Source organism: Massilia sp. TWR1-2-2, assembly GCF_049897565.1.
Lineage (GTDB): Bacteria > Pseudomonadota > Gammaproteobacteria > Burkholderiales > Burkholderiaceae_D > JAFCUW01.
In genome coordinates this window covers 56,140-77,103 of the sequence record NZ_JAFCWM010000019.1, presented here as the reverse complement: position 1 = coordinate 77,103, position 20,964 = coordinate 56,140, and the positions used below count along the sequence as shown (strand labels likewise).

General features: G+C 63.6%; 17 protein-coding genes and 1 pseudogene. 15 read left to right on the top strand and 3 right to left on the bottom strand.

What is annotated here, in order from left to right:
• Positions 1–28: 28 nt before the first annotated feature.
• Both ACP7DD_RS18235 and ltrA read left to right on the top strand, forming a co-directional pair.
• Positions 29–1,105, top strand: a complete 1,077-nt coding sequence (locus ACP7DD_RS18235) for a glycine zipper 2TM domain-containing protein (RefSeq protein ID WP_426176218.1) — start codon at positions 29–31, stop codon at positions 1,103–1,105.
• A 433-nt stretch (positions 1,106–1,538) separates the two neighbouring features.
• On the top strand, positions 1,539–2,906 hold the full coding sequence (ltrA, locus tag ACP7DD_RS18230) for a group II intron reverse transcriptase/maturase (protein WP_426176230.1): 1,368 nt from the start codon (positions 1,539–1,541) through the stop codon (positions 2,904–2,906).
• Between the two features lie 469 nt (positions 2,907–3,375).
• On the opposite strand, the gene ACP7DD_RS18225 is transcribed toward ltrA, so the two are convergent.
• From ACP7DD_RS18225 to ACP7DD_RS18215, 3 genes are all read right to left on the bottom strand, one after another.
• Entirely contained in the window at positions 3,376–4,179 is an 804-nt protein-coding gene (locus ACP7DD_RS18225; RefSeq protein WP_099790736.1) for a Crp/Fnr family transcriptional regulator, read from the bottom strand.
• Positions 4,180–4,626: 447 nt separating this feature from the next.
• Entirely contained in the window at positions 4,627–5,271 is a 645-nt protein-coding gene (locus ACP7DD_RS18220) for a response regulator (RefSeq protein WP_426176217.1), read from the bottom strand.
• A 126-nt stretch (positions 5,272–5,397) separates the two neighbouring features.
• On the bottom strand, positions 5,398–5,862 hold the full coding sequence (locus ACP7DD_RS18215) for a universal stress protein (protein ID WP_426176216.1): 465 nt from the start codon (positions 5,860–5,862) through the stop codon (positions 5,398–5,400).
• A gap of 378 nt (positions 5,863–6,240) precedes the next feature.
• Here ACP7DD_RS18215 and ACP7DD_RS18210 point away from each other — a divergent pair, with 378 nt between their 5' ends.
• The 13 genes and pseudogenes from ACP7DD_RS18210 to ACP7DD_RS18150 all read left to right on the top strand — a co-directional run.
• Positions 6,241–7,074 carry a protein phosphatase CheZ gene (locus ACP7DD_RS18210; RefSeq protein WP_426176215.1) on the top strand — a complete coding sequence of 278 codons (834 nt, stop codon included), beginning with the start codon at positions 6,241–6,243 and terminating at the stop codon, positions 7,072–7,074.
• Positions 7,074–8,948 carry a chemotaxis protein CheA gene (locus ACP7DD_RS18205; protein ID WP_426176214.1) on the top strand — a complete coding sequence of 625 codons (1,875 nt, stop codon included), beginning with the start codon at positions 7,074–7,076 and terminating at the stop codon, positions 8,946–8,948. The genes ACP7DD_RS18210 and ACP7DD_RS18205 overlap by 1 nt, the downstream gene beginning before the upstream one ends.
• 231 nt (positions 8,949–9,179) lie before the next feature.
• Positions 9,180–10,583, top strand: a complete 1,404-nt coding sequence (gene leuC, locus ACP7DD_RS18200) for a 3-isopropylmalate dehydratase large subunit (protein ID WP_426176213.1) — start codon at positions 9,180–9,182, stop codon at positions 10,581–10,583.
• Positions 10,584–10,626: 43 nt separating this feature from the next.
• Entirely contained in the window at positions 10,627–10,749 is a 123-nt protein-coding gene (locus ACP7DD_RS18195) for an entericidin A/B family lipoprotein (protein ID WP_426176212.1), read from the top strand.
• Positions 10,750–10,786: 37 nt separating this feature from the next.
• The gene (leuD, locus tag ACP7DD_RS18190; RefSeq protein WP_426176211.1) at positions 10,787–11,434 is read left to right on the top strand and encodes a 3-isopropylmalate dehydratase small subunit; all 648 of its coding nucleotides are present in this window, start codon (positions 10,787–10,789) and stop codon (positions 11,432–11,434) included.
• Between the two features lie 22 nt (positions 11,435–11,456).
• Positions 11,457–12,527 carry a 3-isopropylmalate dehydrogenase gene (leuB, locus tag ACP7DD_RS18185; RefSeq protein ID WP_426176210.1) on the top strand — a complete coding sequence of 357 codons (1,071 nt, stop codon included), beginning with the start codon at positions 11,457–11,459 and terminating at the stop codon, positions 12,525–12,527.
• 24 nt (positions 12,528–12,551) lie between these two features.
• The gene (gene asd, locus ACP7DD_RS18180; RefSeq protein WP_426176209.1) at positions 12,552–13,679 is read left to right on the top strand and encodes an aspartate-semialdehyde dehydrogenase; all 1,128 of its coding nucleotides are present in this window, start codon (positions 12,552–12,554) and stop codon (positions 13,677–13,679) included.
• 345 nt (positions 13,680–14,024) lie between these two features.
• On the top strand, positions 14,025–16,835 hold the full coding sequence (locus ACP7DD_RS18175; RefSeq protein ID WP_426176208.1) for a FimV/HubP family polar landmark protein: 2,811 nt from the start codon (positions 14,025–14,027) through the stop codon (positions 16,833–16,835).
• A 26-nt stretch (positions 16,836–16,861) separates the two neighbouring features.
• Positions 16,862–17,674 (top strand): tRNA pseudouridine(38-40) synthase TruA, encoded by an 813-nt coding sequence (gene truA, locus ACP7DD_RS18170; protein ID WP_426176207.1) that lies wholly within the window; start codon positions 16,862–16,864, stop codon positions 17,672–17,674.
• A gap of 18 nt (positions 17,675–17,692) precedes the next feature.
• The gene (locus tag ACP7DD_RS18165; protein ID WP_426176206.1) at positions 17,693–18,385 is read left to right on the top strand and encodes a phosphoribosylanthranilate isomerase; all 693 of its coding nucleotides are present in this window, start codon (positions 17,693–17,695) and stop codon (positions 18,383–18,385) included.
• Positions 18,369–19,616 carry a tryptophan synthase subunit beta gene (trpB, locus tag ACP7DD_RS18160; RefSeq protein ID WP_426176205.1) on the top strand — a complete coding sequence of 416 codons (1,248 nt, stop codon included), beginning with the start codon at positions 18,369–18,371 and terminating at the stop codon, positions 19,614–19,616. Before ACP7DD_RS18165 ends, trpB begins: the two co-directional genes overlap by 17 nt.
• A 46-nt stretch (positions 19,617–19,662) precedes the next feature.
• Positions 19,663–20,469, top strand: coding sequence for a tryptophan synthase subunit alpha (gene trpA, locus ACP7DD_RS18155; RefSeq protein WP_426176204.1), 807 nt, complete (start codon positions 19,663–19,665; stop codon positions 20,467–20,469).
• Between the two features lie 246 nt (positions 20,470–20,715).
• A pseudogene (locus ACP7DD_RS18150) lies at positions 20,716–20,886 on the top strand (hypothetical protein); the annotation flags it as partial.
• Between the last annotated feature and the right edge of the window lie 78 nt (positions 20,887–20,964).

The window sequence follows — 20,964 nt, the reverse complement described above, 5'->3', positions numbered from 1 at the left end:
GCCGCTGTCAAACCTCCAAGGAGAATATATGAAAACCAAACAAAAACTACTCGCCGGACTGGTGTCAGTGATTCCGCTGCTGTCGATGGCGCTCGCCGCCGCGCCAGTGCAGGCGCAGGGCTACAATCCGGTCATCCGCGGCTTCAACGTTGATGAAGTGCGCCGCCTGGTCCCAGGCCAGGAACTAAATTTCGACCTCTACGGCACCGCGGGCGGACGCGTGTTCCTGCAGATCGCAGGCGCCAACCGCAACCTGCAGCTGACCGAAACCGAGCCGGGCCAGTATGAAGGCACCTACACTATCGGCACCCGCGACCGTATCACGGCCACCAGCGCGGTGACTGCAAACTTGCGCGTCGGTAACCAGGTCACCAGTGGCGTGCTGAGCGAATCGCTGGTGCGCGGCGGCCGCTACAACGGCCCGCGCCGCGGCGACGTCGCCGATCTGCCACGCATCGAACGCTTCGACGTGCGCGCTACCGAAGACCTGGGTCCAGGTAACGACCTCGACTTCATGCTGCGCGGCACCCCGGGCGCCAAGGTCGACATGACCATCTCCGGCACCCGCGGCGTGTTCTTCCTGCCGGAAGTGCGTCCGGGCGAGTACGAAGGTTCCTACGTGATCCGCCGCGGCGACCGCATTGCGCCGAACACTGCCGTGACCGCCAACATGCGCATCAATGGCCGCGTCGCCACCGCTACTCTGGGCAAGCCGCTGCAACTGGTGTCGACCGTGCCGCAGAACGCGCCACGCGTGGTGCGCTATTGCAGCAACTGCGCTACCGTCGAAGCGATCAACGTCATTGAAGTCAATGGCGAAGGCAACTACCTCGGCACCGTCGGCGGCGGCGTCGTCGGCGCCCTGCTCGGTAGCCAGATCGGTGACGGCAACGGCCGTACGGCAGCGCAAGTTGCCGGCGCCCTCGGCGGCGCCTACGTCGGTCGCAACATCGACCGCGCCAACGCCAAGCAGACCCGTCACTTTGAAGTGGTGATCCGCTTCGCCAACGGCGGCACCCAGACGGTGCAGTATGCCAACGACCCGGGCATGCGCGTCGGCGAAAAAGTGAAGATCAACGACGGCGTGCTCACGCGCGATAACTGATCTGCTTCGTCATCAGCAAAAGGCCGGCGTCCGCGAGGATGCCGGCTTTTTTTCGTGCGCCCAGCATGGGCGCACTCCTGTGGGTGAAAGTCCCGCCGCGAGCTGACCACAGTGAGCGAAGTGAAGCGCAACTGCGGAAGGGCGACCGACCGTGGAGAGGAAGCGTGGAGCGAAACTGCGAGCCGATGTACAAGAATCGGATAGAAGGCGCTGCCGAGCAAGGCGAGCGGGCGAAAAACCGCGAAGCTTTTGTGGTCAAGGCGAAGTGGCGTAAATCCGGCGGTTGTGCAGTGAAGGAGTGCGTACTTACCTGGGGAGATCTCGCCTCGTGCCTGAAAGGGCGACGGTGCGAGCCGGAGCGAGAAGTCAGCAGAGGTCGTAGTAGCTGCCGGTACAGGGGCGAAGGGCCGAACGAGAAGGAGCGTTGAACGCCATGTCGATGGTCGGTGTATGGCATCAGATGTCCGCATTGGCGGAGCGGGTCGCGGTAAGGCGGGGTGAAACCTCGTCCGACGCTGTCAGCGATGAAACACCGGTCACGCAACATGCAACGGGAGACGCAGGGCAAGGCCTGCTCGCGCAGGTGCTTGCGAGAGAGAACATGCAACGCGCGCGGAAGCGCGTGAAGGCAAACAAGGGAGCGGCAGGCGTTGATGGCATGGACATCGCTCAGACTGGCCGCTATCTGGTAACCGCGTTACCGACCATCAGAAACCAATTGAGGGCAGGCACGTACCGGCCCAGTCCGGTGCGTCGCGTCGGCATCCCCAAACCGGATGGCAGCGAACGTGAACTGGGGATACCCTCCGTGGTCGATCGACTGATCCAACAAGCCGTTCTGCAAGTGCTGCAACCGCTGATCGACCCCTCTTTTAGTCAGCACAGCCATGGATTCCGTCCGGGCCGTCGCGCGCGTGACGCTGTGCTCGTTGCACAACAGCACGTGCAAGATGGATACCGCATTGTGGTCGATGTCGATCTGGAGAAGTTCTTTGACCGGGTCAACCACGATGTGCTGATAGACCGTCTAAAGAAACGCATTGATGACACCGGAATCATCCGGCTGGTCCGTGCCTATCTGAACGCAGGCATTATGAGCAACGGCGTAGTGGCCAACAGGGAGGAAGGCACGCCGCAAGGCGGGCCGTTGTCGCCCCTGTTGGCCAATGTGTTGCTGGACGAAGTTGATCGTGAGCTTGAGCGCAGGGGGCATCGTTTCGCTCGCTATGCCGATGACTGCAATGTGTATGTGCGCAGTCAGAAGGCTGGCGAACGGGTGATGACACTGCTAAAGCGTCTGTACGGCAAACTGCACTTGAAGATCAACGAATCGAAAAGTGCGGTGGGAAAGGCATTTGGGCGAAAATTTCTGGGCTTCTCTCTGTGGGCCGCCCCGAAAGGCGAGGTCAAACGAGCCGTCTCGGCCAAGGCGCGGGAAACGTTCAAGCAAAAGATACGGCAGATAACCCGTCGTACTTGTGGCCGCAGCATGAGTCAGGTGATTGAACAGCTACGGCGTTACGTATTGGGATGGAAAGCCTATTTCAATCTGGCCCAAACTCCGGGAGTCTGGCGCAAGCTCGACGAGTGGATGCGGCACCGGATGCGGGCGATTCAACTTAAACAATGGCGTCGCGGCACGACGATATACCGGGAACTGCTGAAACTTGGGGCACCACTCAAAGTGGCACGCGTGGTGGCGGCGAACAGCCGCCGCTGGTGGCACAACAGCGCGTTGGCATTGAACAGTGTGCTAACAATCGCTTACTTTGACCGCCTTGGCATGCCTCGACTCACATAACCTCAACTACTCGAACCGCCCGGTGCGGACCCGCATGCCGGGTGGTGTGGCAGGGGAGCAGCTATTACTAGCTGCCCCCTATGCCGATGTCAAGCCCAATGGTTTCTTCGCTACAATTTTCCATTGTCCCCACGCATCGACCTTCTTCCCCGATATGACTTTGTTTTGCCAGGCACGCGAGCGCCGCCCGTGGTCAGTCGAGGCCCTGGAAGACACGCCGGATGAACCGTAGCTGGTCTGCCAGGAATGTTACGCATGGCTGTTGAATCGTTGAAGATGAACGATTTCCATTGGCGCTGATTGGCGGTCGCCATTCGCAAGATGATGGAGAGCAGTATTGACCGATGGTGAGGCGAAAGTTCGCGATCGACGTCCTTGCCGATTGCCGTTCTGCACCACCCACTCTTCAAAAAGGCCGCCCAAGTGAAAAGCCCGCCGGGCGGCGGGCTGGGGGCAAACTGGTGGAAGGCTAGATTGTGGTGGCCAGCACCTGGTCGTCGCCTGCCGCTTCTTGCTCCGCCTTCAGCTTGGCGGCGTTGGTCTGCTTGGCACGCGAGCGCGACGGCGGCAGCCGGCGCAGCGTCTTGAGCGCCTCGGCGTCCTTGATGCCGATGGTGCGCTGGTCGACCGTGATCAGGCCGATCTCGTTAAATGCCGACAGGGTACGGCTGACCGTTTCCAGGGTCAGGCCGAGGTAGCTGCCGATTTCATGGCGCGTCATGCGCAGGTTAAACAGCTTGCTCGAGTAGCCCATCGCGGCGAAGCGGTCGGCCAGCGACACGAGGAAGCGTGCCACCCGGGCCTCGGCGCTGAGGGCGCCGAGCATGCCGATCATGGCCTGCTCGCGCACCAGCTCGCGGCTCATGACGCCGTACATGACGTTTTCGAGTTCGAGGTGGACGCGGCCAAGTGCGGTCAGCTTCTTGAACGGCAGCAAGATCAAGTCGCAGTCGGACAAGGCGACCGCTTCCGAAGCGTAATGGCGGGTATGGATGCCGTCGACGCCGAGCATGTCGCCCTTCATCGGGAAGCTCAGGACCTGCTCATTGCCGAACTCGTCGATGAGCACGGTTTTGAGGAAGCCGGAGTTGACGATGTACAGCGTGTCGAACGCTTGTCCGATGGTATGGACGCGTTGCCCAGTCTTGAACTGGACATGCTGGAACAGCAATTCTTCGGTATTGACCGACACCGCGGCGGTGATGTGCAGCAGATCGCACACCTCTTTCAGATTGGACCAGAGCCGGCCCTGACGTTGGCGGCCAGCTTCCATTGGAGAGGAATGCATGGTCGACGAAGAATTCGGACGTGGTTCTGACGTTTGCGTAGACATCATTCTCATCTCCATGTGAAGTAACTTTTGTGCTGCGGGCGATCACAGGTGCGAACAACGATCTGTGACTGCCTGACCGGTGCTTCATCAGTGATGGAACAGCGCGCTGGGCCAAACTCACGTTGAATGGAAATTCTCGCGAGAAAGTCGGATCGCTGGATTTAGTATGCCAACACGAGTCCGTCATTGATATCAGCGAACGCTGAATCTGGCGGTAGGAGACGGCGCGAGAATGTAGGAGGAGTCTTACGTGGAGTGAGGGCGCCAGAGGGAGGAGTGCACTTACCGCAGAGCTGCCGAGGGGATGCCGCAAATACCGGCCGTCGCAACAGAGTGACGCATATTGGCACAAAACGATGGCGCCGATGTCTAAAACTTTTCGCCGTCTCAGGTCTTGAATGGCGACAGTAGCCTGTGCGCGACAGCGTACTGCACCATTTCCGACAGCGACGTCATCCCCATCTTCTGCATGATGCGCGTTTTGTGGGTGCTGACCGTCTTCACCGACAGGTGCAGGCTGTTGGCGATCTCGGTGATCGACTTGCCGCCCACCAGCAGTGAAAACACTTCGAACTCGCGGTCCGACAGTTGCTTGTGCAGTAGTTGTTCGTTCGGCGTCATGATGTTCAGCGCCAGTTGCTCGGCCACCTCGGTACTGATGTACGGCCGGCCCGACGCCACCTTGCGGATTGCGCCAACCAGCTGGGTGCCCGCGCTTTCCTTGGTCAGGTAGCCCTGGGCGCCGGCGCGGATTGCCCGTACCGCATATTGTTCTTCCTCGTGCATGGTGAGGATCAGGATCGCCAGCTTGGGCGCTTCGCTGCGGATCTGGCGGATCAGGTCGACTCCGCTGCGGCCCGGCATCGACAGGTCCAGCAGCAGCAGGTCGAAGCCGCCCTGGCGCACGTGCGACAGCACTTCGAAGTCGTTGATGGCCTCGCCGACGATATCGATGTCGACGGCGCCATCGAGGATGCGCTTGAGCCCTTCGCGCATGATGGTGTGGTCGTCAGCGATGACAATGCGGATCATAGGTCGCCATTTTGCAAGGTGAATAAAACCGCGAAATCCGGACGTGGCGTTATTGACAAGCGTAAGTCCAAGTTGCGCTTGTACGCAATATGGATACTGATAGGTTGACGCAGCGACATCGATGGACTATGCCGCCGGTTCCTCGATCAGGCGATGCACCAGCACCGGCTTTAACGTGTGCGACAGCACCTTGTTGGTAACACTGCCCAGCAGCAGTTGCCCCCAGCCGCTGCGCCCGTGCGAGCCCATGAAAATGAGGTCGCAGTCATGCTTGTCGGCGATTTCGACGATCTTCAGCGCCGGCGAATCGGCGAAGGCGGTGATGGCGCTGTGTTGCAATCCCGCCTTCTCGGCGGCGCGCATGATTGGCCCGGTATGCTCCTCGCCGGCACGGATCATGGTCTCGACATATTCCTCTTCGAGCGGATAGGACGGCGGGATGATTTCGACATACACCGGGTACCGATATTCGGCGGCGACGAACAACGCCAGTACCTCGGCACCCATCTGCCGGGCGAAGGCGACGCCGGCGCAGGCGGTCTGTTTGGATACGGCGGAGCCGTCAGTGGTGATCAGAATCTTCCTGTACATGGTCAGTATCTCCGACAAGACCGTCTTATTCTCCATTGTAGTAGGCGTTGCGAGTATTGTAAGAACAAACCCGTTTGATCTTGCTCAAATACTCATCAGTATCGAACGCATCGCACCTGGCCCGGCGAAGGTTAAGGTAACGGAATACAACACTCGCCGACCGAAAAGTGCGGGTAAACACCGATTTGATTAACTTTGGAATAAGTTTCCGCACTCAATTCAGTTGCTGTGTGGCGAAAGATTTACCAACGGCAACTACGCTGCTAAACTCGGGGCAACGCGACGTTTTCGTCGCATTGCTATGCCGAGAGCCCGCACAGCATCCCCCAGACACGCAATAATTAATTGCAAATTAGCAAATTATGGAGAAGCAGGGATATGACCCACGCCGCTGATGATTTTGACGCACTATTCGATGAGGTGTCCGCACAACGTGCCGCCACCCCGGCGGTGACGCCCGCCGCGCCGGCGGCGCCCGCCGCCGAGGATGATCTGGAGGCGCTGTTCGATCAGGTCTCCGCCGCCCAGCCGGTGGCCGTGCCTGCGGCCTCCGCCGCGCCTGCCGCTGCCGATAACGGCGCCGACGCCGCTGCCGCCGGCGACAGCGGCGCTGCCGACAAGCCGATGTTCGAACGCCTCGGCGGCATCGTGCGCCTGTTGCACGACTCGCTGCGCGAGCTCGGCTACGACAAGGCGCTGACGGAAGCGTCGTCGCAAATCGTCGACGCCCAGGACCGCCTCGAATATGTTGCCTCGCTGACCGAGCAGGCCGCCAACAAGGTGCTCAACACGCTCGACGACGGCATGCCGGCGCAGGATGCGCTGTCGAAAAAGGCGAAGGTGATGGACACGCGCTGGACCGACCTGTTCGACGGCAAGCTGAGCATCGACGAATTCAAGACCCTGGCCGGCGACTCGCGCCAGTTCGCCCAGGCGGTTGCCGAAGCGACCGAAGCCGAGAAGGCGCGCCTGCTCGACATCATGATGGCGCAGGACTTCCAGGACATCACCGGCCAGCTGATCAAGAAAGTCGTCGCCATTACCAAGACGGTCGAGCACGAGCTGGCCGAACTGCTGCGCGACAACGCGCCGCCGGCGGTGCGCGAAAAGCTCGCCGCCCACAAGCCGAACCTGATGTCCGGCCCGGCGCTGCCATCGGTGGCGCTTGACCAGGACAACGTTGACGACCTTCTTGCCGACCTGGGATTCTGATGGACGATATGCTCAAGGACTTCGTCGTCGAGGCGATGGATCTGGCAGTAAACGTAGAAGAACACTTGCTTCGGCTCGAACGCGACCCGAACAACAAGGAAACGCTGAACGCCGTGTTTCGTTCCTTCCACACGATCAAGGGCGGCGCCGGTTTCATGAACCTGCCGGCGCTGGTGGCGGCCTGCCACCTGACCGAGAACCTGTTTGACGCGCTGCGCAACGGCGCCGCGCCGGTCACCCCGCTGGCCATTGAAGCGGCGCTGCAGGCGTCCGGTTTCGTCGCCGACCAGCTGACCGACCTGTCGAACGGCGCCGCTCCCGAGCAGCTCGCATCGATGCCCGATTCGCTCGAACGCATCCTGGTCAACGCCATCGAAGGCAATGTCGATGTGCCGGCCAAGCCGGTCGCCGCGGCGCCGGTCGTTGCGCCTGCCGCGCCAGTCGCCGCCGCACCCGTCGCCATCGCGCCCGGCGCCGATGGCCTCGACTGGGAAGCGATGTACATCGCCGTCGTCCCGGCCGGCACCTACAGGCCGGTCGCCGGCGCGCGCAGCGAAGCCGTCGTCGCCGCCCGCGCCGTCGTCGCCGAAACCGCTGCGGCGCCTGCGCCTGCCGCCGGCAAGCCCGGTTGGGACGGTATCGACCGCCGCGAAGAGAAGTTGCAGGAATTCCGCGCCGCCTCCGCGCCGGCCAAGGAAGACAGTATTCGCGTCGACGCCGTCAAGCTCGACGCCCTGCTGGAAGTGGCCGGCGAATCGGTGCAGGCGGCCAACCAGGCCGCGGTGCTGCTCGAACGCCTGCTGCAGTACAAATTCGAAGGTCCCGCCGCCAGCCTGATGGCGACGCTGACCGAAACGGTGGAACGCGCGTCGCGTTATTCGGCCGAACTGCAGCGCGCCACGCTGGCCACCCGCATGCAGCCGGTCGGCCGCCTGTTCCAGAAATTCCCGCGCCTGGTGCGCGAACTGGCCAAGGACCTCGGCAAGGACGTCGAACTGACAATCGAAGGCGCCGAGACCGAAGTCGATCGCGTCGTCGTCGACAGCCTGTACGATCCGCTGGTGCACATGCTGCGTAACGCCCTTGACCACGGCGTCGAGTCGCCGGAAGCGCGCCTCGCTGCCGGCAAGCCTGCCAAGGCGTACATCTCGCTGAAGGCCTGGCAGGAAGCCAACAGCGTCATGATCGTGCTGCAGGACGACGGCAAGGGCATGGACCCGGCCGGGCTGCGCAAGAAGGCCTTTGAAAAAGGCCTGATCAACGAACACGGCGCCCCGAGCGACGAGGAAGCCTACCAGCTGGTGTTCCTGCCGGGCTTCTCGACCAAGGAGCAGGCCACGTCCGTATCAGGGCGCGGCGTCGGCATGGACGTCGTCAAGACCGCCGTCGAGAAGAACCGCGGCGCGATCCATATCGAGTCCTCGCTCGGCCACGGCACCAGGTTTGCGATCCGCCTGCCGATCGAACTGTCGATCGTGCCGACCATGCTGGTATCGACTTCCGGCGCCGCGCTGGCGTTGCCGATGGCGGTCGTCCAGCGTGTCGTCGAACTGCCGGAGACCTTCATGATGGTCGGCGGCGCCCCGGTGCTCAAGGACCAGGGCCGTCCGCTGCCGGTGCGCTCGCTCGCCGGCGCCCTCGGCTACGAGAACTGCTCGGAGCGGGTCGGCATCGTCGTCGCCGCGCCGCAGCCGTACATCCTCGCGGTGGCCGCGGTCGACGGCACCGCCGACCTGGTGATCAAGCCGATGACCGCCATCGCGGTCGAAGGCATCACCGGCACCGCCCGCTCGGCCGAAGGCGAACTCGTTCTGGTGGTCGGCCTGTCGTTCCTGATGGACGGCTGCCGGGGAGCGGTCAAGCTGGCGGCGTAAGAAAACGCACGAAAAGGGGGCGATCGGGAAATACTCCGCGCTGCTCCAAACGACACGAAAAATGCCTCCTATCACTAGCGGGCATTTTTTATTTGCATATTCGTTTTTCAACGAATTAAAAATTTGCATAAATGTCTAATTATGCAAAGAATATTCAAATCAGCCCGGCGCTGACGCAGTGCACAAATAATGGCATAATCAAACTCGTTCTTTGAAATCGACCGCGACGCCATGATGAAAACGCTCTACGACAAACTCTGGGAATCGCACGTCGTGCGGGCCGATGAAGATGGCACCACGGTGCTGTACATCGATCGTCACCTGGTACACGAGGTCACCAGCCCGCAGGCGTTCGACGGCCTGCGTGAGGCCGGGCGAGCGCTGTGGCGCACCTCCGCCAACCTGGCCGTGGCCGACCACAACGTCCCCACCACCGACCGCAAGGGCGGCATCGCCGATCCGACCTCGCGCCTGCAGGTTGAAACGCTCGACGCCAACGCCAAGAGTTACGGGCTGACCTACTTCAACATGAACGACAAGCGCCAGGGCATTGTCCACGTGATCGGGCCGGAGCAGGGCGCCACCTTGCCGGGCATGACGGTTGTATGCGGCGACTCGCACACGTCGACCCACGGCGCCTTCGGCTGCCTGGCGCACGGCATCGGCACCTCCGAAGTCGAACACGTATTGGCCACGCAAACGCTGCTGGCAAAAAAATCGAAAGCCATGCTGGTGCAGGTCGACGGCGTCATGCCGGCCGGCGTCACCGCCAAGGACATCGTTCTGGCGGTGATCGGCAAGATCGGCACCGCCGGCGGCACCGGCTACGCCATCGAGTTTGGCGGCTCGACCATCCACGCGCTGTCGATGGAAGGGCGCATGACGGTCTGTAACATGGCCATCGAAGCGGGCGCCCGCGCCGGCATCATCGGCGTCGACGACACCACCATCGACTACGTCAAGGGCCGGCCGTTTTCGCCCGCGGGGCCGCACTGGGACCGGGCGGTCGATTACTGGCGCACCTTGCACTCCGACGCCGGCGCCAGGTTCGACCTGGTCGTCACGCTCGGCGCGGCCGACGTCAAGCCGCAGGTCACGTGGGGCACCTCGCCCGAAATGGTCACCTCGATCGACGGTCGGGTGCCCGATCCGGACAACGAAAAAGACGCGGTGCGGCGCGACGCGATGGAAAAGGCGCTGGTCTACATGAACCTCAAGCCGAATACGCCGATCGCCGACATCCGCATCGACAAGGTGTTCATCGGTTCGTGCACCAACTCGCGCATCGAGGACCTGCGCGCGGCGGCCGCCGTGGTGCGCGGCAAGCAGCGCGCCTCCAACGTGCGCCTGGCGCTGGTGGTGCCCGGCTCGGGCCTCGTCAAGGACCAGGCCGAGCGCGAAGGCCTCGACAAGATCTTCCGCGACGCCGGCTTCGAGTGGCGCGAGCCTGGCTGCTCGATGTGCCTGGCGATGAACGCCGACCGGCTCGAGCCGGGCGAGCGCTGCGCCTCGACCTCGAACCGCAATTTCGAAGGCCGCCAGGGGCAGGGCGGACGCACCCACCTGGTGTCGCCGGCGATGGCCGCCGCCGCCGGCATCGCCGGCCACTTTGTCGATGTCCGCGCACTGCGCTGAACGCACTACTCCAAAACTAACTACTAAAAAGAGAGTCCAACATATGAAGAAGCTGTTCGCGCTCAGCGCCATTGTCCTGCTGCTGGCTGGCTGCAACACCATCGCCGGCGTCGGCAAGGACGTTCAAAAAGTGGGCCAGGTCGTCGAAGGCGCCGGCAGAAAATAACGCGAAAGAGCGGGCCCTGTGGTCCGCGCAAAGGACCATGGATAAATTCACGATATACGAAGCACTGGTGGCGCCGCTCGACCGCGCCAATGTCGATACCGACGCCATCATCCCGAAGCAGTTCCTCAAGTCGATCCACCGCACCGGCTTCGGTCCCAACCTGTTCGACGAATGGCGCTACCTCGACCACGGCGAACCGGGCAAGGACAACAGCGCGCGCCCGCTTAATCCCGACTTCGTGCTGAACGAGCCGCGCTACCAGGGCGCCTCGATCCTGCTGACGCGCAAAAACTTCGGCTGCGGCTCCTCGCGCGAACACGCGCCGTGGGCGCTCGACCAGTACGGTTTTCGCGCCGTCATCGCGCCCAGCTTCGCCGACATCTTCTTCAACAACTGCTACAAGAGCGGCCTGCTGCCGATCGTGCTGGCCGAAGCGCAGGTCGAGCACCTGTTCAACGAGGTCAAGGCCTTTCCGGGTTTTCGGCTGGTGGTCGACCTCGAGCAGCAACGCGTGTCCACCTCCAACGGCAGCCTGTCGTACCAGTTCGAAATCGACGCGTTCCGCAAGTACTGCCTGATCAATGGCCTCGACGACATCGGCCTGACCTTGCGCCACGCCGACGAGATCCGCGCTTTTGAAGAACGCCACCTCGCTGCGCAGCCGTGGCTCGCCAACGTCATTTAATACCACCCAGAGAAGCCAGAACATGAAGATCGCAATCCTGCCCGGCGACGGTATCGGCCCTGAAATCATGAAGCAGGCGGTCAAGGTGCTGAACGTGCTAGGTGAACGCTTCGAACTCGAGACGGCCGATGTCGGCGGCGCCGGTTATGCCGGCCATGGCCATCCGCTGCCGGCGTCGACCCTGGCGCTGGCGCGCGCCGCCGACGCGGTGCTGTTCGGCGCCGTCGGCGACTACAAGTACGACGCGCTCGAGCGCTCGCTGCGCCCGGAGCAGGCGATCCTCGGCCTGCGCAAGGAGCTCTCGCTGTTCGCCAACCTGCGTCCGGCCATCCTGTATCCGGAACTGGCCGGCGCCTCCACGCTCAAGCCTGAAGTGGTGTCGGGCCTCGACATCCTGATCATCCGCGAGCTGACCGGCGACATCTACTTCGGCAAGCCGCGCGGCGTGCGCGAGTGCCCGGACGGCCCGTTCAAGGGCGAGCGTGAAGGCTTCGACACGATGCGCTACGCCGAGTCCGAGATCCGCCGCATCGCCCACGTCGCCTTCCAGGCGGCGCAAAAGCGCGACCGCCGCGTCACCAGCGTCGACAAGGCCAACGTGCTCGAAACGTTCCAGTTCTGGCGCGATATCGTCACCGACGTGCACACCGAGTACCCGGACATCGAACTCGATCACATGTACGTCGATAACGCCGCCATGCAGCTGGTGCGGGCGCCGAAAAAATTCGACGTGCTCGTCACCGGCAACATGTTCGGCGACATCCTGTCCGACTGCGCGGCGATGCTGACCGGCTCGATCGGCATGCTGCCGTCGGCGTCGCTCGACGCCAACAACAAGGGACTGTACGAGCCGTCGCACGGCTCCGCCCCCGACATCGCCGGCAAGGGCATCGCCAATCCGCTGGCGACGATCCTGTCGGCGGCGATGATGCTGCGCTTTTCCCTCGGCCGCCCTGAGCAGGCCGAGCGCATCGAGACCGCCGTCAAGACCGTGCTCGCGCAAGGGCTGCGCACGGCCGATATTTACGAGCCGGGCACCACGCGCGTGGGCACCGACGAAATGGGCGACGCGGTGGTCAAGGCACTGGCATAGATTTTTACTTATAGAGAGAAGATGATGAAATTAGTTGGCTTGGTAGGTTGGCGTGGCATGGTCGGTTCGGTGCTGATGCAGCGCATGCGCGACGAGGGCGACTTCGCCCACATCGAACCGGTGTTTTTCACGACCTCCAACTCCGGCGGCAAAGCGCCGGCGATGGCGAAGAACGAGACGACGCTGAAAGACGCGTTCGACGTCCCCGAGCTGTCGAAGTGCGACATCGTCATTTCCTGCCAGGGCGGCGACTACACCGGCGAAGTGTTCCCGAAACTGCGCGCCGCCGGCTGGAACGGTTACTGGATCGACGCCGCATCGACCTTGCGCATGAACGACGACGCCGTCATCGTGCTCGATCCGGTCAACCTCGACGTCATCAAGAACGCGATGACCAGGGGCGTCAAGAACTACATCGGCGGCAACTGCACCGTGTCGTGCATGCTGATGGGCCTGGGCGGCCTGTTCCAGCACGAGCTGGTCGACTGGATGACGTCCATGACCTACCAGGCCGCATCCGGCGGCGGCGCCCAGCACATGCGCGAACTGCTGACCCAGTTCGGCACCATCAACGCCGCCGTGCGGCCGCTGCTCGACGACCCGGCCGCGGCCATCCTCGAGATCGACCGCGCGGTGCTGGCGACCCAGCATGGCTACTCGCCCGCCGAGATCAAGCAGTTCGGCGCGCCGCTGGCCGGCAACCTGATTCCGTGGATCGACAAGGACCTCGGCAACGGCCAGTCGAAAGAAGAGTGGAAGGCCGGCGCCGAGACGAACAAGATCCTGGGCCTCGGCGCCGCGTTCGGCAGCGCCGAAATTCCCGTCGACGGCCTGTGCGTGCGCATCGGCGCGATGCGCTGCCACTCGCAGGCGCTGACCATCAAGCTCAAACGCGACGTGCCGCTCGACGAAATCAACGACATCATCGCGTCGAACAACCAGTGGGTCAAGGTGGTGCCTAACACGCGCGAAGCGTCGATGCGCGACCTGTCGCCGGCGGCCGTCACCGGCAGCCTGACGATCCCGGTCGGGCGCTTGCGCAAGATGTCGATGGGCGGCGAATACCTGTCCGCCTTCACCGTCGGCGACCAGTTGCTGTGGGGCGCTGCCGAACCGCTGCGGCGCATGTTGCGCATCGTGCTGGACAAGTAAAGTTCTGCTAACGGTGGTTAACTGCAAGCCATCGAAAGGGCCGGATTTATCCGGTCCGACCGGTTCTTGATACGCTGTTTTCACTCTGAGAACTGGCCAATTGGGCGCGCAAGATTTGCTGAAACGTCGCATTAACTGAGCATACTGCTCACATACCTTGCGTTGTGGCCGGAGAAACACTCCTAAAGCTTGCATGCTCTAGAGCATGATGATATGTTGAGACCTCCGGGAAACCTGCATTCTCCCTCGACAACTCTTACGACGCCCCCAATCATGCCTTTAAAAACTCGCCCCCGGATCATGTCGCTCGCGCTGAAAACACTCTATGGCGCTGTCGCCAGCGCAGTGTTTTTGTCCTCCGCGGCGTGCGCTGCGGGACTCGGCAAGCTGACTGTCCTGTCTTCCCTCGGCCAGCCTTTGCGCGCCGAAATCGAGTTGACGTCGGTGTCGAACGACGAGGCCGCCGGCCTGGTTGCCAAGCTTGCCGCGCCTGAAGCGTTCCGCCAGGCGAACATCGAATTCAATCCGGCCCTGCTGTCGCTGCGTTTCGCGGTCGAACAGCGCAATGGCCGCCAGTTCATCAGGATCTCGTCGTCGCAGCCGGTCAACGAGCCGTTCGTCGACATGCTGCTTGAACTGTCGTGGAACAGCGGCCGCCTGGTGCGCGAATATACGTTCCTGCTCGACCCGGCCGAACTGCGCACGACGCAATCGGCGCAAGTGGCCGCCGCGCCGGTCGATGTGCTGAACCAGGGGTCGCGCACCAGCCTGCCGGCGCGCCAGGCCGGCCAGACCCGCCAGGGCGGCCAGGCCAGCCAGGCCAGCCAGCCCGCGCCCGCCGCGCAAACGCCGCAGCCGCGCCCGAAACTCGAGCAGCCGACCGCCGACAACAAGGCCGACGCCGGAGACGGCGCGGCGAAGTACAGCGTCAAGCGCGGCGATACGCTCGGGCGCATCGCCGCCCAGGTCAAGCCGGTCGAGATCTCGCTCGACATGATGCTGGTGGCGCTGTACCGCGCCAATCCTGACGCCTTCATCGGCAATAACATGAACCGGCTGAAGTCCGGCCAGATCCTGTCGGTGCCCGACTCCGACGCCATCAAGGGCGGCGGCGAAGGCGAGGCCCATGGCGTGGTGGTGGCCCATGCCGCCGACTTCAACGCCTATCGCAACAAGCTGGCCGGCCAGGTCGCCAGCGCGGCGCCGGGCAAGGAAGCCGAAAGCACCCAGAGCGGCGCCGGCAAGATCGTCGCCAAGGTCGAAGAACGCCCGACCGCGGCCAACGAATCGAAGGACCAGCTCAAGCTGTCGAAGGCGGCGCCGGCCGGCGCCGCCGGCAAGACGGGTGCGGTCGACCCGGAAGACAAGATCGCCAAGGACCGCGCGCTGGCCGAAGCGACTGCCCGCGTCAAGGAGCTTGAGCGCAACGTCAACGACCTCGAAAAGCTGATGACGGTGAAGAACAAGGCTGGCACCGAAGCGCAAGTGGCGCCGGTTCCGGTGGTGACGACATCGGCGGCAGCGGTCGCGGCCAAGCCGGCTGCCGAAGTGATGCCGGCGCCGGCGAAAGCCAAAGCGGCGCCGGTGGCGGTCAAGCAGCCGGCGCCCGCCGAGCCGACCTTTGCCGACATGATCATGGATAACATCAGCTACATCGGCGCCGGCCTGGCCGTCGCGCTGCTGGCGTTGTTCGGCCTGTCGCGCCGCCGCAAGAAGGACGCCGTCGCTCCAGGCGAGCCGTCGATCCTCGGCGCGCCGACCGACCAGGCCCATTCGCTGTTCGCCGAAACCGGCGGCCAGAGCATCGACACCAGCAACAGCGTCTTCAACTCGAGCTTTGCGCCGTCGGCCAGCCAGCTCGATACCAACGAAGTCGATCCGGTCGCCGAGGCCGACGTCTACATCGCCTACGGCCGCGATGCGCAAGCCGAAGAGATCCTGAAGGAAGCGCTGCGCAACCATCCGGAACGCGCGCCGGTTCGCCTCAAGCTGCTCGAGATTTACGCCGCCCGCAAGGACCAGCGCGCGTTCGAAGCGCAAGCCGGCGAAATGTACGGCATGACGAAAGGCCAGGGCGACGAATGGGCGCAGGCGGCAGCGCTTGGCCTGTCGATCGATCCGCACAATCCGCTGTACGCAACGGCCGGCGACACCCTGGCCGCCGCGGCGCCATCGACGCCGGAAGACATCGCCGAGCAGGCGATCCTGAACCAGATGCACGCAGAAGGCGTTTCGGCCGAACCTGACCTGATGGACCTGGGCCTGGCCGACGATGCCCCGACTGCGCTGCCGGAGCCGGTGCAAAGCGCCGCCCGTCCGGCCGACGACCACACGCTCGACTTCGACCTGGGCGGCCTCAGTTTCGAGCCCGTCACCAACGACGCACCGGCAGCGGCCGGCACGCTCGCCGCCGTGCCGAAGATCGACGCCAACGACATGGAGTTCACCTCCGACCCGATCGTCGCCGCCGCTCCGCCAAAGGAAGAAGAGCAGTCGTTCGACCTGGCCTTCGACATGGCCTTCGACACGCCCGACGCCGACAAGACGATCGTCGCCGCCCGGGCCGAGCCGGTCGCCGAGCCGAAGTCGCTCGACGACATCCGTCTCGACATGGCCTCGCACGAACCTGTCCCTGAATTCAACATGGCCGACCTGGCGCACGAGTTCGACCTGCCGACGCTGCCCGACAGCACGCCGGCCGCCGCTCCCGTGGCGGCGAAAGCCGACAACGGCGCCGATTTCGCCGACATGGACTTCGACTTCCCGACCACGCCGGCCGCTGACTCAACCGCTGCCGCCGGCGCCGCCAGCGCGCCGCTCGACGACCCGTTCGCCCTGCCGGACTTCCCGGACGTCGAGCGTACCGCCGCGCCGGCCGCCGCGCCAAGCTTTGCCGCCGCGCCGCAGTTCGACATGACCGGCATCGACCTGGACCTGCCGGCCGACGCCCCTTCCTTCGAGGAGACGGGCGCATCGTCCTCCGGCGCCGAGATGACGGCCATGCAAATGGAGATGGAGACCAAGCTTGACCTGGCCATCGCCTACGAGGAAATCGGCGACAAGGAAGGCGCGCGCGAACTGCTCGACGAAGTGATCAAGGGCGGCAGCAATGAGCAGGTCAGCAAAGCCAATGCGATGCGCTCGAAACTGGCCTGAAACGCGACAATGCAATTGGAGTTGATGTGAAACGGATAGCACTCGGCGTCCAGTACGATGGGACGCCCTGGAACGGCTACCAGAAGCAGCTGGACCGAAACACCGTGCAGGACCGGCTCGAAATCGCCCTCAAGGAGTTCGGCCGGGTCGACCTGGCCACCACCTGCGCCGGGCGCACCGACACCGGCGTGCACGCCCTCGAGCAGGTGGTCCACTTCGACACCGACCTTGACCGCGGCATGCACTCGTGGGTACGCGGCGTGAATGCCTTCCTGCCCGATTCAATCGCGGTGCGCTGGGCAACCGAAATCCCGTTTGACTTCGAGCACGAATTCCACGCCCGCTTTTCGGCGCGCGCACGCACCTACCACTACGTCTTGTACAACGACCCGGTGCGCTCGCCGCTGCTGGTCGGGCGCGCCGGCTGGACCTTCCGTCCGCTCGACCTGGACCTGATGCGCGAAGCGGCGCAGCACCTGGTTGGCACCCATGACTTTTCGGCGTTCCGCTCGTCGCAGTGCCAGGCCAAGTCGCCCATCAAGCAGATGCATGAGGTGAGCGTCGACCGGCACGGTGAAGTCATCGTGTTCACCTTGCGCGCCAACGCCTTTTTGCACCACATGGTGCGCAACGTGATCGGTTCGCTCATTTATGTCGGCAATGGCCGCCATCCGCCGTCCTGGCTGGACGGCGTGCTGGCGGGGCTCGACCGCAACGACGCCGCGCCCACCTTCATGCCCGATGGCCTGTACCTGGCTAAAATAGAGTACGATCCCAAGTGGGGCCTGCCGCAGGAAGCGACCAGTCCCTTGCCCTGGTTCGTGCGAGGCCGCAGTTAAGCCAACCTGTCTTTTATCATGCCACCTACCCGAGTCAAGATCTGCGGCCTCACGCGCGAGGAAGACGTCCGCGCTGCCGTGCAGGCCGGCGCCGACGCGCTCGGCTTTGTGTTTTATCCGCCCAGCCCGCGCTATGTCACCGCGGCGCAGGCCGGCGCGCTGATCGCCGCCATGCCGCCGTTCGTCACCGCCGTCGCGCTGTTCGTCAACGCCACCGTCGACGAGGTGGTGGCTGTGGCGCAGGTGGCGCCGTTCGCGCTGCTGCAGTTTCATGGCGACGAGAGCGCGGCCGAGTGCGCGGCCATCGCGGCGGCCGTCGGCCGGCCGTTCATGCGCGTGTTCCGCATGCGTCCCGACACGAGCGCGGCCGATTTGCTAGAATACGAGCATCAATACCGCGCCGCCAGTCCCTTGTTCTCGAGTTTGTTGCTCGATACCTATGTGGATGCCTACGGTGGCGCAGGAAAGGTCTTCGATTGGTCTCTCATTCCAAAAGAACTCGCGCCTCGGGTCGTTTTAAGTGGTGGCTTGAGCGTAAGCAACGCGACTGACGCGGTTGCCTCCGTTCGTCCCTATGCGGTCGACATCAGCAGTGGTGTCGAGCAGCACAAGGGGATCAAGGACGCCCGCAAGATCGCCGCCTTCATCAACGCGGTGCGGGCGGCAGACGCCACCATTGAAAGCGACAACTCCCATGAAAGCAGTTCCTGAACGCGGCCCCGCCGCGCCAATCTTCAAGACCACCGACTACCAGCTTCCCGACGCACGCGGCCACTTCGGCCCGTACGGCGGCGCCTTTGTCGCCGAAACGCTCAGCCACGCGCTGGCCAAACTGACCGAAGCGTACGCGCGCTACAGCCAGGATCCCGAGTTCCTCGACGAGTACCGCTACGAGCTGAAACACTTCGTCGGCCGTCCGTCGCCGATCTACCACGCCAAGCGCTGGTCCGAACAGATCGGCGGCGCGCAGATCTACTTCAAGCGCGAAGACCTGAACCACACCGGCGCGCACAAGATCAACAACGTCATCGGCCAGGCGCTGCTGGCCCGCCGCATGGGCAAGCCGCGCATCATCGCCGAAACCGGCGCCGGCCAGCACGGCGTGGCCACCGCCACCATCTGCGCCCGTTTCGGCCTTGAATGCGTGATCTACATGGGCAGCGAAGACGTCAAGCGCCAGGCGCAGAACGTGTACCGCATGAAGCTCCTGGGCGCCACCGTGGTGCCGGTCGAATCGGGTTCGAAGACGCTCAAGGACGCGCTCAACGAAGCGATGCGCGACTGGGTCACCAACATCGAAAACACCTTCTACATCATCGGCACCGTCGCCGGCCCGCACCCGTATCCGATGATGGTGCGTGACTTCCAGTCGGTGATCGGCGAAGAGTGCCTGGTGCAGATGCCCGAGATGACCGGCCACCAGCCCGACTACGTGCTCGCCTGTATCGGCGGCGGCTCGAATGCAATGGGGATTTTTTATCCGTACATCGACCAGAAGGACGTCAAGCTGATCGGCGTCGAGGCGGCCGGCGAGGGGCTCGAATCGGGCAAGCACGCCGCCTCGCTCAGTGCCGGTTTGGCCGGCGTTTTGCACGGCAACCGCACCTACCTGCTGCAGGACGCGAACGGCCAGATCATCGAGACGCACTCGGTGTCGGCCGGCCTCGATTATCCCGGCGTGGGACCGGAGCACGCATGGCTGAAGGACCTTGGCCGCGCGCAGTATGTGTCGATCACCGACGATGAGGCGATTGCCGCATTCCACGACACCTGCCGCATCGAAGGCATCATTCCGGCGCTCGAATCGTCGCATGCGATCGCGTATGCGACCAAGCTCGCTGCCACGCTGCCGAAGGATCAGACCATCCTGGTCAACCTGTCGGGCCGCGGCGACAAGGACATGCACACCGTGGCCGAGCGGATGGGGCTCGATTTCAGCTGACCGCTGAAGTCGCCCGTTCCCATTCACTCCCTACGAAAGCATTCTCATGTCCAGAATCGACGCTACTTTCTCCGCGCTCAAGGCGCATAACAAGACCGGCCTGGTGACCTTCATCACCGCCGGCGACCCGGGCCCGGAGATGACGGTGCCGCTGATGCATGCGATGGTCGCCGGCGGCGCCGACGTGCTCGAGCTCGGGGTGCCGTTTTCTGATCCGATGGCCGAAGGCCCGGTCATCCAGCGCGCCTGCGAACGCGCGCTCAAGTTCGGCATCGGCCTGCCGGACGTGTTTAACTATGTGCGCGAATTTCGCAAGACGAACCAGGACACGCCGGTCGTGCTGATGGGGTACGCCAACCCGATCGAACGCATCGGCCCGGACGCCTTCATCGCCGCATCGAAGGACGCCGGCGCCGACGGCGCCATCGTGGTCGACTATCCGCCCGAAGAGTGCGAGGAGTTTGCCGCTTCGATGCGCGCCAATGGCCTCGACCTGATCTTCCTGCTGGCGCCGACGTCGACGCCGGCGCGCATCGCGCAGGTGGCGCGGGTCGGCTCGGGCTTCAGCTATTACGTGTCGCTCAAGGGCGTGACCGGCGCCGGCACCATCGACACCGACGACGTCGCGCGCCGGGTGGCGGCGATCCGCGAACACGTCAAGCTGCCGATCGGCGTCGGCTTCGGCATCCGCGACGGCGCCACCGCAAAGGCGGTTGCCCAGGTGGCCGACGCCGTGGTGATCGGCAGCCGCATCATCCAGGAGCTGGAGAATACGCCGAAGGAGGGCGCCGTCGCCGCGGTGCAGGCATTTGTGGCCGGCATCCGCAGCGCGCTCGATGCGAAAGAGCGCTAGTATTGAAAAAGGCGCAGTTTCCCGCCTTTTTCTTCACTAAACTTGAACTAAATTTCGATTTGCACGTCAATCTCGCCGACACACGTTTAAGCAGTTGAGTGATTGTCTGCGGAATGCCACACACCTGCGCTAGAGGTAACGTCTGCCAAGCCGGCGATCGTAATACACCGCCAGTTTTCGTCGGCACCGGCTATCAGCGGGCCCTTACTACTAGACCCGCCAAACTGATAGAACAGCGCGTTCGAGCATGCCGTCGAGGAAGTGACGAAGGCGGCCACCGCACTGATCGGCACGCTGGTGACGAACGCCGATTCACGCGACCGCGAGGCCGAGGCACGGCGCGCCAAGGCCTGCAACGCGGTGCTTCCAGTTGCGCGAATAGAGCTGCCGGCGATAACTGCGCGCATCATGCCGTGAACGCGCGGCAATCTCCCGCCACGCTGCGCCGACCGGTGTTAAGCTGCTCGTCATTGCTGCATCGGTGGCAACGCTGTC

Bases quoted from the DNA above. Each gene is read 5' to 3' on its own strand.
- ACP7DD_RS18235 (WP_426176218.1), top strand. From the start codon at position 29: ATGAAAACCAAACAAAAACTACTCGCCGGACTGGTGTCAGTGATTCCG.
- ltrA (WP_426176230.1), top strand. From the start codon at position 1,539: ATGTCGATGGTCGGTGTATGGCATCAGATGTCCGCATTGGCGGAGCGG.
- ACP7DD_RS18225 (WP_099790736.1), bottom strand. From the start codon at position 4,179: ATGGAAGCTGGCCGCCAACGTCAGGGCCGGCTCTGGTCCAATCTGAAA.
- ACP7DD_RS18220 (WP_426176217.1), bottom strand. From the start codon at position 5,271: ATGATCCGCATTGTCATCGCTGACGACCACACCATCATGCGCGAAGGG.
- ACP7DD_RS18215 (WP_426176216.1), bottom strand. From the start codon at position 5,862: ATGTACAGGAAGATTCTGATCACCACTGACGGCTCCGCCGTATCCAAA.
- ACP7DD_RS18210 (WP_426176215.1), top strand. From the start codon at position 6,241: ATGACCCACGCCGCTGATGATTTTGACGCACTATTCGATGAGGTGTCC.
- ACP7DD_RS18205 (WP_426176214.1), top strand. From the start codon at position 7,074: ATGGACGATATGCTCAAGGACTTCGTCGTCGAGGCGATGGATCTGGCA.
- leuC (WP_426176213.1), top strand. From the start codon at position 9,180: ATGATGAAAACGCTCTACGACAAACTCTGGGAATCGCACGTCGTGCGG.
- ACP7DD_RS18195 (WP_426176212.1), top strand. From the start codon at position 10,627: ATGAAGAAGCTGTTCGCGCTCAGCGCCATTGTCCTGCTGCTGGCTGGC.
- leuD (WP_426176211.1), top strand. From the start codon at position 10,787: ATGGATAAATTCACGATATACGAAGCACTGGTGGCGCCGCTCGACCGC.
- leuB (WP_426176210.1), top strand. From the start codon at position 11,457: ATGAAGATCGCAATCCTGCCCGGCGACGGTATCGGCCCTGAAATCATG.
- asd (WP_426176209.1), top strand. From the start codon at position 12,552: ATGAAATTAGTTGGCTTGGTAGGTTGGCGTGGCATGGTCGGTTCGGTG.
- ACP7DD_RS18165 (WP_426176206.1), top strand. From the start codon at position 17,693: ATGCCACCTACCCGAGTCAAGATCTGCGGCCTCACGCGCGAGGAAGAC.
- trpB (WP_426176205.1), top strand. From the start codon at position 18,369: ATGAAAGCAGTTCCTGAACGCGGCCCCGCCGCGCCAATCTTCAAGACC.
- trpA (WP_426176204.1), top strand. From the start codon at position 19,663: ATGTCCAGAATCGACGCTACTTTCTCCGCGCTCAAGGCGCATAACAAG.